Source organism: Hymenobacter sedentarius (assembly GCF_001507645.1).
Classification (GTDB): Bacteria; Bacteroidota; Bacteroidia; order Cytophagales; family Hymenobacteraceae; genus Hymenobacter; species Hymenobacter sedentarius.
Window position 1 is genome coordinate 2,889,594 of the sequence record NZ_CP013909.1, and the last position, 14,720, is coordinate 2,904,313.

The window sequence follows — 14,720 nt, forward strand, 5'->3', positions numbered from 1 at the left end:
AAATTGAGCTAAAAACGGACTTTGTATTTTCTATATTTCATGGATTGTAACGCCCTGGGAAGCAGTGGTGCTAGCTTAATGCTTGGTGGAGCGGAGGAGCTAAAGATTTTACTTGACTTCTGCTCCCAGAATGTTTAATATGGGTGTCTCATCAGCCCCGTGTTGCCATGACCGTTCAGCCCAATTCCGCCCCCGTGCCCACGCCGCTGCTTAGCGGTGCCACTGTCTCCAAAGCGCACGACGACTGGACGCCCGAGCAAAAGGCCCAGCACAAGGCCGAGAAAAAAGAGCGCAAAAACGCCCGACTGCGGTTTTTCTTTGGCTGGTGCGAAGGCGTTCAGGCTTTTGGCTCCGCGTTTTAGCTCAATCAACCATTGACCAGCCATAAAAAAAGCCCTGCCGAACGGCAGGGCTTTTTTGTGCAAAGACCAGAGAAAACGGGCCGTTACGGAAATTTTGGAAACTTCGAGAAGTCGGGTTGGCGCTTTTCCATGTAGGCGTTGCGGCCTTCCTTGGCTTCGTCGGAGAGGTAGTAGAGCAGCGTGGCGTTGCCGGCCAGCTCCTGAATGCCAGCCTGCCCGTCGAGTTCGGCATTGAACGACGACTTGAGCATGCGCAGCGAGAGCGGGCTTTTCTGCAGAATCTTGTGGCACCAGGCCACGGTGGTTTCTTCCAGCTTATCCAGTGGCACTACTTTGTTCACGAGGCCCATGTCGAGGGCTTCCTGGGCATCGTACTGGTCGCACAAGAACCAGATTTCGCGGGCTTTTTTCTGGCCCACCACGCGGGCGAGGTAGGAAGCGCCAAAGCCGCCGTCGAACGAGCCCACGTTGGGGCCGGTCTGGCCAAAACGGGCGTTTTCGGCCGCGATGGTCAGGTCGCACACCACGTGAAGCACGTGGCCGCCGCCAATGGCCCAGCCGGCCACCATGGCAATCACGGGCTTGGGAATGGTGCGGATGATGCGCTGCAAATCGAGCACGTTGAGGCGGGGCATGGCGTCTTCGCCCACGTAGCCGCCGTGGCCGCGCACGCTCTGGTCGCCGCCCGAGCAGAAGGCCCGGCCGCCCTCGCCGGTGAGGATGATGACGCCGATGTCGGTGCGGTCGCGGCAGATGTTCATCGCCTCAATCATCTCCTGCACCGTGAGCGGCGTGAAGGCGTTGTGCACCTGCGGCCGGTTGATGCTGATTTTGGCGATGCCGCCGTACTGCGTGAACAGGATTTCGCGGAACTCCTTAATGGGGCTCCACTGAATGGTTTCTGACATAGATTAAGATGAAAAAAGAACGTCATGCTGAGCGCAGCCGAAGCATCTCGCCCGCTTCGTTCTCACGTCATGGATTGCTACCACACGCGAGATGCTTCGGCTGCGCTCAGCATGACGTTTAAATTAAAAGTTATGCGAAAGCTTGTTTGACCGCGGCGCGGTACTGTTCAAAAAAAGCGGCGTTGGTGCGGCTATCGGTCATCACTTCCAGAATTGCAGCTCCACCGTCGGGTGCAAAGAAAACCGGCAGCGCGGCTTCAAGTTCTTCAAACGATGAAACCGGGAAGTAGCGCAAGCCAAAATCCCGGGCCGTGTTCTCGGCCGTGAGCGTCTGGCGCGTCTCAAAAAACTCGTCCAGCTCGGGCTGCTGCCGCGGCCCGTCGATGATACGGAAGATGCCACCGCCGTGGTTATTGAACAGCACCACGCGCAGGTTGGGCGTGGGGTAATTGTGCCAGAACGCGTTGCGGTCGTAGAAAAACGCCACATCACCGGTAAGCAGCACCACTGGCCGGTTGGGCTGGGCCAGCGCCGCGCCCACGGCCGTGGAGTTGCAGCCGTCGATACCGCTGGTGCCGCGGTTGGCGAAGACCTCTATGTTTCTCTCTTCTCCTTGCGGTAAGCTCAATATATTGGCGTAGCGCACCGCCATGCTATTAGCTAAATGCAGAGCAGTTTCTTGTTGCACCCAGTGAAGTAGCAAGCCGAAGATGCTGAATTCATTAAAAGGAACGTGCTCAAAGGAGTATACTTCCTTACGGAGTAATTTGTAAGCTGCTATTTCGCTTGCAGCCCAGCTTTGCCGGAAATTGCTTCGTTGATTGCGTAGCTCAAGTGGCTGTGCTTCTGTATGCTGGACTTTTTTCAATAACTCCGGAATAAATTCCGAAGGGTCGGCCCGTATTATTTTGGTTAGCTGGCCAAAAGTATCAGCTACGGGCCCGGCTGGCTGAATATGCCAGTGCTGTGCAGCAGGAAACCGACGCAAAAACTGCTTTAACGACTTGGAGATTAATGACTGCCCGCAAGTAATCAACAACGCCGGTTGTAACGCTTCTTTTAATGTTGCAGTGGCACCCGCTAAAAAAACATCATGAAGATTGATGATTGAATAACAGCCTTCGTTTTGTTGATTGACATTACTAATAATATCAGCTACCGCGACGTAATTATCACGGTCATTTTGCGCCGACAATTCAAACTCGTCATGCCAGGGCTGACGCGGTTGTTGGCCGAAAACAAGCAAAACACGAGGTGCTGCATTGAACTCCGATACAAGGCTCTTCAATTCTTGTGTTGCAGGAAAACAGGCATCCTGAAGAGTTTGGATAATTTTCACATCCTTCTCATATCCAACTTCCTCGCCCGCCTTCGGATAAAACGGCTCCCGCAGCGGCACATTCACCTGCACCGGTCCGGCGGGCGCGGCCTGGGCCAGATTGATGGCCTCGTTTACGATGCGAGCCGAATGCCATTTGGCATCGGCGTGCGAGGTGTCCACCGGGAATTCAAATTCGCCCTTGGCGTGGGCCCCGTAGAGGTTGCGCTGCCGGATGGTCTGGCCGTCAAGCTGGTCTATCCATTCCGGCGGCCGGTCGGCGGTAAAAATCACCAGCGGAATGTGCTGAAAAAATGCCTCGGCCACGGCTGGTGCGTAGTTGAGCCCGGCCGTGCCGGAGGTACAAACCAGTGCCACTGCCCGCCGCTGCGCCTGCGCAATACCCAGCCCAATGAAGGCCGCCGCGCGTTCGTCGGGCACCACGCGCACCGTCAGGGCCGGGTGACGGGCAAAGGCCAGCGTAAGCGGGGCTGAGCGCGAGCCGGGCGACAGTACGACGTCGGTAATGCCGTGCTGCGCACAGATTTCAGCAACGTTGAATACAGCTTGAATGGTCATGAAAACAGGGTAATCTGGATTGTAGCAGGCCAGCTGGGCTTGTGCTGGAGAGCCTTTACGCACGAAAAGCGTACTTGGCTAGGGTCGGGCTTTGGCAGTCTTGGCAGCGGGCTTTACTGGGGGCTCCGCTTGCACCAGTGCCCGCAGGAGGCGCACGAGGCTGTCCATATCGCGGTAGTCGAGCACTTCTACCGGCGAGTGTGAGTAGCGACCCGGCCAGGAAAGCGGCACCGATGGGATGCCGTAGTTCAGGAATTCCAGCCCATCGGTTCCGCCCACGGTCATGCCTTCCTGAATGGGAATCTTTTGGCGGTCCGCGAGGGCGTGCACTTCCCGCACCAAGTCGCGCCGGGCAAAGTTGGGGCTTTCCAATACCCGGATAACCGCGCCCTGCCCCAGCGGGCAGTAACCAAAAGCGCGGGACTCCTGGGGCGCATCCGACGACACAAACGTATCAATCGGGTACACCACGCTGGCGTCCTGCAGGTGCTGCGCGGCAAAAGCGGAGCCAATCAGCCCAATTTCTTCGCCCACCGACCATACGTAGGTCACCCGGTAAGGCAGCTTGGCGGGGTCGAGCTTCTGCAGGCTGAGTAGCAGGGCCGCGCAGCCCACCCGGTCGTCGAAACCGCGGGCGGCGGCCCGCTGCGGGCCCAGCGGGCGCAGCTGCTTGGGCATGGTGACGGAGGTGGTGCCCGGGCGAATGCCCGCGGCCTGGGCCTGCTGGGCTGATGTGAAGCCCGCAAACGCGGTAAGCGCACCGGTGGGGGAGCTTTTGGTAGCCTTCTGGTAGCCCGGCCGCGGCTCAAACACCGCCGCGATGTCGGCCTGTCCGGGGATGTGCAGCAAGGCGGGCTGCGCCTCCCAGAGCCAGGTGTACGCCCCGCCTTTCAGGCCCAGCACCAGCCGGCCATCCGGGCGGATGGAGTCGACCACGAAGCCCACTTCGTCCATGTGCGCCACGAAAACCAGGTGGCGCTTGCCTTGCCCGAAGGTCAGCGTGAGGTTGCCGGCCGGGTCCACCACGGGCTTGGCCCAAGTGGGCAGCTGCCGCGCAATGAATTCGCGCACGGGTGTTTCGGCCGTGCTCACCCCGTACTGCCCCACGAGGCCGGCCAGGAGCTTTGCAGCCGGCGATTGGGCCGGTTGAATTAAATTAGACTTAGCAGCAGGCATCGGCAGCGTGGCCAGGGTGGTAGCGGCTCCGGCGGCTTGCAGCCACGCTTGCGTCAGCTGCTGCACATCGGCTACGGCCACGGCTTCTACGGGCGTATTGGCGTACCGGGCCGGCAGTCCCAGTAGGTAAGTGCGGGCCGCAGCCAGCTTGGTATTGGGCAGCACGGGCTTGCGGGCGGGGCGAGCCGGCTGCACGAGCACCTGTCCCGGCAGAGCCCAAGGCAGCGCCGGGCTGGCCAGAAATTGGGCAGTGCCCGTGGGCTCTGCTTCCAGGGTACGGTCGAAACGATATACCTCGTCAAAAGGACCGTATTGATTGGCCACGGCTTCAAACCCTTTGCCGTTTAGTAGTTCCAGGGTGGTCCAGGCAATTACCACCGTACCTTTCACTGGGGCGGCGGCCAGCGTTTGGGCTACGGTGGCCAGCGCCATGGCCGCGGCTTTGGCTTTCATGGCCGGGGCCGCCACCCACTGCTGGGCGATAATTGCCGTCTTTTTCTCAAGCGTGAGCGGGTCCAGCAAACGGATGCCTTGTTGGGCTACTCCCGCGGCGGAGGTTGCGCCAACATCGAGAAAAGCTGCTTGCCAGGAAAAAGGCGGCTTGTTTCTTTCTGGCTCTGCCCGTAGGTTTTCGTAGTGCGACGATGGCACGCACGAAATCGCATTGCGGGCACCCTGCTCGGTGATAATGCTCACATCGTGGCCTTCCAGAAACTGATGGAACAGCGGCCCAACCTGCCCACTGCCCACGGGCGCCACCCGCAAGTAGCCGTTGTCCTGAATCTGGCTCACCACGTACCCCGGCTCATCCAGCGGAGCCACCAGCAGGCGGCGCGGAGTACCAGTGCCCAGCACCAGCACCAGGTTGCCGAGGCGGTCGCGCTGCACAGTCCCGGCCTTGAATAAGGCCATTACGAAGCGACTGGCTTCTTCCTCCCGGCCCGACACCGCGCTCGTGCGGGCATACGCCTGCAGCAACGCCGGCGACTGAGCCGCAGCGATTCCAGCCCAACTATTTAGCAGCAACAGCAATGTAAAAAAACGCATAAGCACGGAGCGTTGATTTGGGTGGATGGATTTGGCGGCTGTAGAAGCGAAGGTATTGACCATTAGGTGGCTCGAGGCACATCTGTTTGAACGTCATGCTGAGCTGGTCTATGCATCCCGCTCGCGCCTCTTGTAATGCAGAGCGCAGCGAAGCATCTTCTCAGGTGTGAACGAGTCGTGCTGACCTAATAAGATGCTGCGCTGCGCTCTGCATGACAGCTGATTAACAAGTTGAGCTACTAAAGGACTTGTGTTACGAAGCCGCCGCAACCACAGTCCCCACCGTTTGCAATTTCATTTCGGTTTCCTGCCATTCCTGCTCCGGGTCCGAATCCACGGTCAGGCCGGTGCCGGCGTAGAGGATGGCTTCGTCGGCGCGCAGCTGCAGGCAGCGTAAGTTCACGTAGAGGCGGGCGATGCCGGGTGCGGCCACGTTTACTGGGCCCAGAAAGCCGCTGTAGTAGGCGCGGTCGTAGCCTTCGTGTTTGTGCAGAAAGTCCATGGCGGCCACTTTCGGCATGCCGCCCACGGCGGAGGTGGGGTGTAGCAGCCGCAGCATGTCGGTGCCCAGCGAGGGGAACGGCACGTGCTGCAAGTTCACCTCAAAATCAGTGCGCAGGTGGAGCAACTCACCGGCCACCACGGTGCGCGGGCCGGTTTCCTGGTATTCGCGCAGCCGCAACTGCTTGAAGCAGCTCACAATGTAGCGCGCCACCAGGGCCTGCTCTTCGATTTCTTTCTGACGCCAGATGGCCGTGCGCGGCGTCACGTCGGCCGTGAGGGGCTGGGTGGCGGCCAGGGCCATGGTCCGGAACGTGCCATCGGCGGTCACTTCGGCCAGGATTTCGGGCGTGGCCCCCAGCCAGGTGCCCACGCCGGGCACACTCACCAGCGACACAAACGCCTGCGGATACCTCTGGCTTAGGCCGGCAAAGGCAGCGAGCGAGTCGAATTTCGGGGGCAAAGGCCGGCGGGCAGCGCGAGACGACACCACTTTTACCACTTCCTTCTCCTCGATGGCGGCCACACCGGTGCGCACCAATGCGGTGTACTCGGCTTCAGTGGCGGCGTGGGGTACAGGCTGCGCGCCGTAGTGCCAGCTCAACTCTTCCACTGTCGGCGCGGCGAGCCAGGCCGTGAGGGCCGGTACCAGGTCACGAGCCAGGGCCGAGACAGCCACGGTTTCGGGCTGGGCGGCGTCGTAGAGCACATCGGCGGGCAGAAACAGCGCCGGGTTGTGGTCGGAATCGCGGAAGGGGAAAAAGGCAAAGCCGGCCGGAGCCTGGGCATCGAGCGCGGGCGGCAAGCCGGTGTAGGCCGCTTCCAGGGAGCGGGCCACCAGCAGCCGGGGCTCGGCGGCGCCGGGCTCGCGCCACACGGCTACCGGCCGGTTCGTGCGCAAGGCGCCGGCCACCACGTGGCGCAGGCGGGCTTGGGCATCGAGGCCGGCGGCCGCGGCGGGCCACCGCAGTTGCCGGAAGTTGGGGGTGTTCATTAGGCCGGGATTGGGGGCGCAGCCGGCAGGTCAATCACAGCCATGGTGATGCGGCTGATGCACACCAGCGCGCCGGTTTCTTCGTGGCTGATGCGGATTTCCCACACCTGCGTGCTGCGCCCTACGTGCACCGGCGTGGCGCGGCCCCGCACCCAGCCGTCGCGAACTCCTTTGAGGTGATTGGCGTTGATTTCCAGGCCCACGGTGGCCTGTTTGGTACGGTCAACGCGCGTGGCGGCAGCGATGCTGCCTAGGGTTTCGGCAAACGCCACCGACGCGCCGCCGTGCAGCAGGCCCATGGGCTGGTGGGTGCGGCCATCTACCGGCATGCGCCCTTCGATGTAGTCTGCGCCAACGGCGGTAATTTCAATGCCGAGGGCATCGGCCAGGGTTGGGCGGGAAGCCGTCCAGCGCTTCACTTCTTCCAATGTCATGGGGAGAGGGGCAGGGGGGAGGAATGTCGAAGCGGCACGCTCGCCGCAATTTGTGAGAAAAACTGCCAACGGCCGGGGTTAAAACCCCGTACTCTGGCGTATTGTTGATGCATGTTCACGCAAAACTACCACTCAACGTGAAGGCCCGGACCATCTTTCTGCTGCGCCACGGCCAAACCGACTACAACGTGCAGGGCATAGTGCAGGGCAGCGGCGTCGATTCGAGCCTGAACGATACCGGCCGGCGCCAGGCCGCGCAGTTTTTCGAGGCCTACAAGCACATGCCCTTCGACAAAATCTACACGTCGGCGCTGCGGCGCACGCACGAGTCGGTGCAGCAGTTCCTGGACCTGGGCCTACCCCACGAAGCCCACGCCGGGCTGAACGAAATCAGCTGGGGCGTGCGCGAAGGCACCCGCATTACCCTCGACGAAGACGCCGAATACCGCCAGGTGCTGGCCGGCTGGGCCGCCGGCAACACCCACGCGCGCCTCACGGGGGGCGAAAGTCCCGAGGAAGTAGCCGCCCGCCAGCGCCCGTTTATTGAACTGCTCAAATCCCGGGAAGAAGAACAAACGGTGCTTATCTGCATGCACGGCCGGGCCATGCGCGTGATGCTCTGCCAGCTGCTCAACTACCCGCTGAGCTACATGGAGGGCTTCGAGCACAGCAACTTATGTCTCTACAAGCTGGAGTACACCGGCAGCATGTTTACGGTGAAGAATTTCCTTGACGTGTCGCATCTGCAGGTGCCGGCTTAAGCAGCCTCCGGACACGGGGAATTAGGGTGCATTTGCGGCTGCAGCCGGGGCGTCTATTAACGGATTGCGGTCAGGAATTGTCTGGCCAACTTTTCGGGCTAATTTTGGCCTCCTCAATTCAAGCGCGACAAACCCGATGGCCGAAATCATAAAAATGCCCAAAATGAGTGACACGATGACCGAAGGGACCATCGCGGCCTGGCTCAAGAAAGTGGGTGATAAAGTTAAATCCGGTGATATCCTGGCCGAAGTCGAAACCGACAAGGCCACCATGGAGCTGGAGAATTACGAAGACGGCACCTTGCTCTACATTGGGCCGAAGGAAAAAGAATCGGTAGTAGTAGACGGCGTTCTGGCCATTGTAGGCAAGGAAGGCGAAGATTTTTCGGCCCTGCTCGCCCAGCCCCAAGGCGGCCAAAGCGGCGGTGCTGCTCCGGCGGCGGAGGCTCCCAAGCCCGAGGCTGCTCCGGCTCCGGCCCCCGCGGCACCTGCGCCGCAAACTGCTCCCGCCGCTGCTCCTGCGCCAGCTGCAGCAGCTCCGGCCGCGCCGGCCAACGGTAAGAAAGCCACCGTGGTGCGCATGCCTAAAATGAGCGACACCATGACCGAAGGCACCATTGCCTCCTGGCTCAAGAATGTAGGCGACAAGGTGAAATCGGGTGATATTCTGGCCGAAGTCGAGACCGACAAAGCCACGATGGAGCTGGAAAACTACGAGGATGGTACCCTGCTTTACACCGGCCCCAAAGCCGGCGAAGCCGTGCCCGTCGACGGCATCCTAGCCATCATCGGCGAAGAAGGTGCCGACGTTCAGGCCCTGCTGGGCGGCCAGAGCGGCGGTGCTGCTGCGGCGCCCGCCCCCGAAGCGCCTAAAGCTGCTGAAGCGCCGGCCGCACCCGCTGCAACCCCAGCCGCCCCGGCAGCCCAACCTGCTGCCGTGACTCCGGCTCAAGCCGCTGCGCCTGCTGGCCGCATCCTGGCCTCGCCGCTGGCCAAGAGCATTGCCAAAGAGCGAGGCATCAACCTGGCCCAGGTAGTGGGCTCCGGCGACAACGGCCGCATTGTGCAGCGCGATGTGGAGAACTTCCAGCCCTCGGCTGCTCCCGTCCCGCAAGCTGCTCCGGCCGCCGCTCCCAGCCCAACGGCTGCTCCGGCTGCTGCCGCCCCACAAGCGGCCCCCAGCGCTCCGGCAGCCACCGAAGGCACCTACACCGATACCCCCGTATCGCAGATGCGCAAGGTGATTGCCAAGCGCCTCTCCGAAAGCCTGTTCACGGCCCCGCATTTCTATCTCACGATGGAAATCAACATGGACAAAGCTATGGAAGCCCGCGTGCGCTTGAACGAGCTGTCGCCCATCAAGCTGTCGTTTAATGACCTGGTGTTGAAATCAGCGGCCGTGGCCCTACGCCAGCACCCGGTGGTAAACTCTTCGTGGCTCGGCGATAAAATCCGCCAGAACAAGCTCATCAACATCGGCGTGGCCGTGGCTGTAGACGAAGGCCTGCTGGTGCCCGTGATTCGCAACGCTGACCAGAAAGGCCTGTCGCAAATCGCCACCGAGGTAAAGGAATTGGCCGGCAAAGCCAAGAGCAAGAAGCTGCAGCCCGCCGAGTGGGAGGGCAGCACCTTCACCATCTCCAACCTGGGCATGTTCGGCATCGACGAATTTACGGCCATCATCAACCCGCCCGATGCCTGCATCCTGGCCGTGGGCGGCATCAAGCAGACGCCCATCGTGAAAGACGGCCAAATTGTGGTCGGCAACATCATGAAGGTGACCCTGAGCTGCGACCACCGCGTGGTGGACGGCGCCACCGGCGCCGCCTTCCTCCAGACCCTGAAAGGCCTGCTGGAAGACCCCATGCGCATGCTGATTTGATTCATTTAACAATTAGCAATTAACATTTATCAGGTGGTTGGACTTGCAATTTGCCAGTCCGGCCACCTGATTTAGGTTATGCTAGGAATGGAACTCATCGGATTGTTAAATGATAAATGCTAATTGTTAAATGACCAGAATACGCTCCACTACCGTCCTCGGCGTGCGCCACAACGGCGAAGTGGCCCTCGGGGCCGATGGCCAAGCCACCATGGACAAGCACGTGGCCAAGAGCAACGTGCGCAAAATCCGCAAGCTGCAAGACGGCAAAATCGTGACCGGTTTTGCCGGCTCCACGGCCGATGCCTTCATGCTGCTCGACAAATTCGACGAGAAGTTGAACGGCTACGGCGGCAACCTCAAGCGCGCCGCCATTGAGCTAGCCAAGGAATGGCGCAAAGACCAGTACCTGCGCAAGCTGGAAGCCATGATGGTGGTGGCCGACAAGGACGAGCTGCTCATCCTTAGCGGCACCGGCGACGTACTAGAGCCCGACTCCGACGTGGCCGCCATCGGCAGCGGCGCCATGTACGCCCAGGCCGCCGCGCTGGCGCTCAAGAAACACGCCCCGCACCTGTCGGCCCGGCAAATGGTGGAAGACGCCCTCCACATTGCCGCCGACATCTGCATTTACACCAATCATAACCTGATGATTGAGCAGCCGGTGTAGACGGACTGTATGAATAACCTGAACGTCATGCCGAGCGTAGCCGAGGCATCTCGCGTGCCCAAGTAACTCACTTAAGGCAACGAAGCGAGCGAGATGCCTCGGCTACGCTCGGCATGACGTTTAACCCAATCCCGGAAACAACCACCCATCCAACCCAATGCAAGTAACCAACTTCCTTCGCCACCACTTCCGTCACTTCAACGCCGCCGCGCTCATCGACGCGGCCGACGGCTACAACAAGCACCTCGCCGATGGTGGCAAAATGATGATAACCCTGGCTGGCGCCATGAGCACTGCCGAACTGGGCATTCAGCTGGCCGAGCTGATTCGGCAGGACAAAGTGCAAATCATCAGCTGCACCGGCGCCAACCTGGAGGAGGACATTTTCAACCTCGTGGCCCACGATTTCTACGAGCGGGTGCCGCACTACCGCGACCTCACCGCCGCCGACGAAACCGCGCTCCTCAAGCGCCACATGAACCGCGTCACCGACACCTGCATCCCCGAAGAAGAGGCCATGCGCCGCATCGAGCACACCGTGCTCAAGTTCTGGGAAAAGGCCGACAAAGCCGGCGAGTCGTACTTCCCCCACGAATTCTTCTACCAGATTCTGCTCTCGGGCGAGCTGGAGCAGTACTACCAGATTGACCCCAAAAACTCCTGGATGCTGGCCGCGGCCGAGAAAAACCTGCCCATCATCTGCCCGGGCTGGGAAGACTCCACCCTTGGCAACATCTACGCCGGCCACGTGATGACCGGCGACGTGCAAAACGTGCACACCATGCGCACCGGCATCCAGTACATGATGTACCTGGCCGACTGGTACACCGCCCAGGCCACCCACGACAGCAAAGTGGGCTTCTTCCAGATTGGCGGCGGCATTGCCGGCGACTTCCCCATCTGCGTGGTGCCCATGCTGCACCAGGACCTCGGCCGCCACGAAGTGCCACTGTGGGGCTACTTCTGCCAGATTTCGGACTCTACCACCAGCTACGGCAGCTACTCTGGTGCCGTGCCCAACGAGAAAATCACCTGGGGCAAGCTGGGCGAGCACACCCCGAAATACATCATCGAGTCGGACGCGACCATCGTAGCGCCACTGGTGTTTGCCATCGTGCTGGGGCAGTAATTGCGGCTAGCTCATTAGAAACCAGAAAAGCCCCCGCTGATTTTCAGCGGGGGCTTTTCTGGTTTCTAATGAGCTGCGGCTAGCCCAATACATGTTGAGCCAGCACCTTTTGCAGGTCGTAGATATTGACCTGGCTGTCGAATTTGCGGATGATGCTGGGTTGTGCCTCGCTCGACACCCAGATTTTCAATTCGGCATCCAGGTCCAGATGGCCAGCGGTTTCAATGCCAAACCTGGAAATGCTTTTGTAAGCAATTGAAAGGTAATCTACCTTTTTACCGGTAAGGCCCTGTTTTTCAACTAAAATCAGCCGTTTATTGGTAAAAATAAAGACGTCGCGCACCAGCTTAAAGCCGATTTCAATGGATTCGTTGTCAGCGAGAAGCACGCCGTATTCGCTGTGTAGTTCAGCGGGTTGGACAACGCCCGCGTTGCCCAGTATTGCAGAGAAAAAGCCCATGGCGGAATTAATTAAGAGGTGCCCGTAAGTATAAAGAAATTAGTCGACTTGGGTTTCGGGTAATCCTGAATTGCTGCGTGGGACGTCCCATCAATTTCAAACTGAAGAATATGCCAATAAGCGTAACGATGCCGCCAAGTAACTTTTGCGCCAATGAGCTTCTGGGGTGCCATATACAATCATAAAAAAAGCCTGCTGGAGAGTGTCCAGCAGGCTTTTTTTATGATTGTATTGCTACGTGATGGCCTTGAGCCCGGAGCTGAATGGCTACTTGCGGGTCCGGCGCTGGCGGTACGAATCAACCTGCTGCCGGAGCACCGCCAGCAAACTGCCGTAACGTTGTTGGGCTTCTTTCTGGCCTTCAATTTCCTGAAGGCGAGAGTTTATCAATTCGGAGAAGTCCTCTACAGAATAGCAACGTTTCGGCGCGGTGGACACGGGGCAAACATTAGATAGAATAGCGAGCAAAATAGCGGGATGCCTGCAGATTATACGCAGCGATTCAAACTTAGTAGTTAAAATCGAAACAACGGTCGGGCTGGGTTCCAAATTCCCCACGGAATCATGAGCAGCACCAGCAGCAGGGCAATGCCGAAGTAGGTGAAGGCCTTCTTGTGCTTGAGGGTATCGTCGGACGTCTTTTTCACGGCGATGCGCCCTACCTGGGCCAGTATGGCAGCCAGAATCATCACGGCCACGTGCTCCATGCCGAAAAAGCGGGCCGTTGGGTTTTTCATGGCGCCGGCTTGCTTCATGGCGTTGAGGCCCCAGGGGCTGAGGCCGAAGTACAGGCCAAAACCGATGAGCACCTGCAGCCACATAAAGCCCGAGAAGCTGGCGCCCATGCCGTTATCGGCCCCCAGGAAGCGGCGGCGGCCGGTCCAGCCCACGTAGGCGCGGTAGATGGCGATGAGGCCAAATAGAATGACAAACCAGCGGGACCAGGAGTGGAGAACGAGCAGAACCGAATAAGCGGACATGAAAGCGAAAAAAGGTGAAGAAAATTAGAAGCGAGGGCCGGGGAGCAGCCCATAGATGAAGCAGCAGCTTGAAAAGATGACTTTTCCTGGTCGCGGGGCACCACGAACATAATCACGAATAATGATATGTAGAGCAACTGGCATCCTGAGCCAAACCACCGCCAGCACGAACGGCTGTGGGTATAAGCCATAACTGCCCCGGCATGAGCGGCATAAAGAAGAGCGGCGCCAGAATAACAACAAGGGCTTCAACCACAAGTATAGCGGCATAGCTCTACCCGCAAAGATAAGGCTGAGCTATTCGGCAGCAGGTGGCTTGGGCACGTTTTCGGCCGCTTTTTCCTCGGCCATGCGGCTCCGGATGGCCATGAAAATGGCCACAAACATGGAAAAGAAGGGCAGCAGGAGCCCAATCACATACCAGCGCCAAAACGACCGGCCGTAGCTGGCCGCGATGTAGCCGGTGATAGGGGCGAAGAGTACCAACGCTCCCACCAGTACTAAGATTATTTCCAGGAAGCGCATCGGGAATCAGGGGGAGAAGAATAGGAGGTGGCCGTGCCAGTGGAAATTGAGCCGGCGCCGGTTACCGCACCTTGCCGCGCTTCACCAGGTAGGCGTAAAGCACTTTCTCGAAAGGCTCGCGCACGTCGACCGGCACAAAGTCGATGCGCAGCTGCCCGCAGCGCAGGGCCATCTCCTGCTCGTAGGCCGTCATGGCCGCCTGGTACTGCTCTTTGATTTGGGAGGGCTGCAGCTTGACTTCCAGGCCGGTTTCTACGTCTTCGAAGATGTATGGCCGCTCGGCAAAATCGAAGTCGGCTTCGGTGGCGCGGTCCAGCACGTGGAAAAGTAGTACCTCGTGGTGCTGGTGCTTGAGGTGCTGCAGGGCCGCCAGGGCGGCGTCTTGGTCGGCAGTGCTGCGGCCCAGCATGTCGCTGAAGATGATGACAAGCGAGCGTTTGGGAATCTGCTTGGCGATGGCGTGGATGGTGCCGGCTACGTCGGTGCCGCGCACGGTTTTGGGAGCCGGCGGGCGCTCCAGCAGTTGCTGCAGGGCCAGCAGCAGGGTGTGGCGGTGGGTGCTGGTGGAGCGCACCGGCGTTTGCAGCTCCACGGTTTCGGCGAAGGTGACGAGGCCCACGGCGTCGCGCTGGCGGGTGAGCAGGGTGGTGAGCGCCGCCGCGGCCAGGACGCTGAACTTGAGCTTGTCGTAGCCTGGCGCGGGGTAGTACATGCTGGGGCTGACATCGAGCAGGAGGTGGGCCCGCAGGTTGGTTTCCTCCTCGTAGCGCTTCACAAAGAGCTTGTCGGTGCGGGCATATACTTTCCAGTCGATGTGGCGCGTGCTTTCGCCGGGGTTGTAGAGGCGGTGCTCCGAAAACTCGACCGAGAACCCGTGGTAGGGCGACTGGTGCAAGCCGGTAATGAAGCCATCGACGAGCTGGCGGGCCAGGAACTCGAGGTTTTCGAAAGAGCGAACGGCGGCGAGGTCGAGGGGCATGGCGAGGGTGGTAGT

The 14,720-nt window shown here is 60.0% G+C and carries 15 protein-coding genes; 6 read left to right on the forward strand and 9 right to left on the reverse strand.

What is annotated here, in order from left to right:
* The first annotated feature begins 167 nt into the window (after window positions 1-167).
* On the forward strand, window positions 168-362 hold the full coding sequence (locus AUC43_RS11880) for a hypothetical protein (RefSeq protein ID WP_068193619.1): 195 nt from the start codon (window positions 168-170) through the stop codon (window positions 360-362).
* Window positions 363-445: 83 nt separating this feature from the next.
* Here the strand turns inward: AUC43_RS11880 and menB are convergent, their stop codons facing one another.
* From menB to AUC43_RS11905, 5 genes are all read right to left on the reverse strand, one after another.
* Window positions 446-1,270 (reverse strand): 1,4-dihydroxy-2-naphthoyl-CoA synthase, encoded by an 825-nt coding sequence (gene menB, locus AUC43_RS11885; RefSeq protein ID WP_068193622.1) that lies wholly within the window; start codon window positions 1,268-1,270, stop codon window positions 446-448.
* Window positions 1,271-1,400: 130 nt separating this feature from the next.
* The gene (menD, locus tag AUC43_RS11890) at window positions 1,401-3,167 is read right to left on the reverse strand and encodes a 2-succinyl-5-enolpyruvyl-6-hydroxy-3-cyclohexene-1-carboxylic-acid synthase (RefSeq protein ID WP_068193625.1); all 1,767 of its coding nucleotides are present in this window, start codon (window positions 3,165-3,167) and stop codon (window positions 1,401-1,403) included.
* Window positions 3,168-3,245: 78 nt separating this feature from the next.
* Window positions 3,246-5,390 (reverse strand): M20/M25/M40 family metallo-hydrolase, encoded by a 2,145-nt coding sequence (locus tag AUC43_RS11895; RefSeq protein WP_199243438.1) that lies wholly within the window; start codon window positions 5,388-5,390, stop codon window positions 3,246-3,248.
* 253 nt (window positions 5,391-5,643) lie between these two features.
* Complete coding sequence (locus AUC43_RS11900; RefSeq protein WP_071885896.1) at window positions 5,644-6,885, reverse strand: chorismate-binding protein; 1,242 nt, start codon at window positions 6,883-6,885, stop codon at window positions 5,644-5,646.
* Window positions 6,885-7,319 carry a hotdog fold thioesterase gene (locus tag AUC43_RS11905; RefSeq protein WP_068193631.1) on the reverse strand — a complete coding sequence of 145 codons (435 nt, stop codon included), beginning with the start codon at window positions 7,317-7,319 and terminating at the stop codon, window positions 6,885-6,887. Before AUC43_RS11905 ends, AUC43_RS11900 begins: the two co-directional genes overlap by 1 nt.
* Window positions 7,320-7,426: 107 nt before the next feature.
* On the opposite strand from AUC43_RS11905, the gene AUC43_RS11910 reads away from it, so the two are divergent.
* The 4 genes from AUC43_RS11910 to AUC43_RS11925 all read left to right on the forward strand — a co-directional run bounded on the left by AUC43_RS11910 (window position 7,427) and on the right by AUC43_RS11925 (window position 11,761).
* Window positions 7,427-8,080 (forward strand): histidine phosphatase family protein, encoded by a 654-nt coding sequence (locus AUC43_RS11910; protein ID WP_068193635.1) that lies wholly within the window; start codon window positions 7,427-7,429, stop codon window positions 8,078-8,080.
* A 136-nt stretch (window positions 8,081-8,216) separates the two neighbouring features.
* Complete coding sequence (locus AUC43_RS11915; RefSeq protein ID WP_068193637.1) at window positions 8,217-9,962, forward strand: pyruvate dehydrogenase complex dihydrolipoamide acetyltransferase; 1,746 nt, start codon at window positions 8,217-8,219, stop codon at window positions 9,960-9,962.
* A 130-nt stretch (window positions 9,963-10,092) separates the two neighbouring features.
* Window positions 10,093-10,632 (forward strand): ATP-dependent protease subunit HslV, encoded by a 540-nt coding sequence (hslV, locus tag AUC43_RS11920; protein WP_068193641.1) that lies wholly within the window; start codon window positions 10,093-10,095, stop codon window positions 10,630-10,632.
* A 157-nt stretch (window positions 10,633-10,789) separates the two neighbouring features.
* Window positions 10,790-11,761, forward strand: coding sequence for a deoxyhypusine synthase family protein (locus tag AUC43_RS11925; protein ID WP_068193644.1), 972 nt, complete (start codon window positions 10,790-10,792; stop codon window positions 11,759-11,761).
* 79 nt (window positions 11,762-11,840) lie between these two features.
* Here the strand turns inward: AUC43_RS11925 and AUC43_RS11930 are convergent, their stop codons facing one another.
* Window positions 11,841-12,221, reverse strand: a complete 381-nt coding sequence (locus tag AUC43_RS11930) for a PH domain-containing protein (protein ID WP_068193647.1) — start codon at window positions 12,219-12,221, stop codon at window positions 11,841-11,843.
* 153 nt (window positions 12,222-12,374) lie between these two features.
* Between AUC43_RS11930 and AUC43_RS11935 the strand changes: the two genes are divergently transcribed.
* Window positions 12,375-12,677 carry a hypothetical protein gene (locus AUC43_RS11935; RefSeq protein WP_068193651.1) on the forward strand — a complete coding sequence of 101 codons (303 nt, stop codon included), beginning with the start codon at window positions 12,375-12,377 and terminating at the stop codon, window positions 12,675-12,677.
* Between the two features lie 59 nt (window positions 12,678-12,736).
* On the opposite strand, the gene AUC43_RS11940 is transcribed toward AUC43_RS11935, so the two are convergent.
* The 3 genes from AUC43_RS11940 to AUC43_RS11950 form a co-directional block, all read right to left on the reverse strand.
* A complete protein-coding gene (locus AUC43_RS11940) occupies window positions 12,737-13,201 on the reverse strand; it encodes a hypothetical protein (RefSeq protein ID WP_068193653.1) in 465 nt (154 codons plus the stop codon).
* 297 nt (window positions 13,202-13,498) lie between these two features.
* Window positions 13,499-13,726, reverse strand: coding sequence for a hypothetical protein (locus AUC43_RS11945; protein ID WP_068193656.1), 228 nt, complete (start codon window positions 13,724-13,726; stop codon window positions 13,499-13,501).
* A gap of 61 nt (window positions 13,727-13,787) precedes the next feature.
* Complete coding sequence (locus AUC43_RS11950; protein WP_068193658.1) at window positions 13,788-14,705, reverse strand: DUF58 domain-containing protein; 918 nt, start codon at window positions 14,703-14,705, stop codon at window positions 13,788-13,790.
* Between the last annotated feature and the right edge of the window lie 15 nt (window positions 14,706-14,720).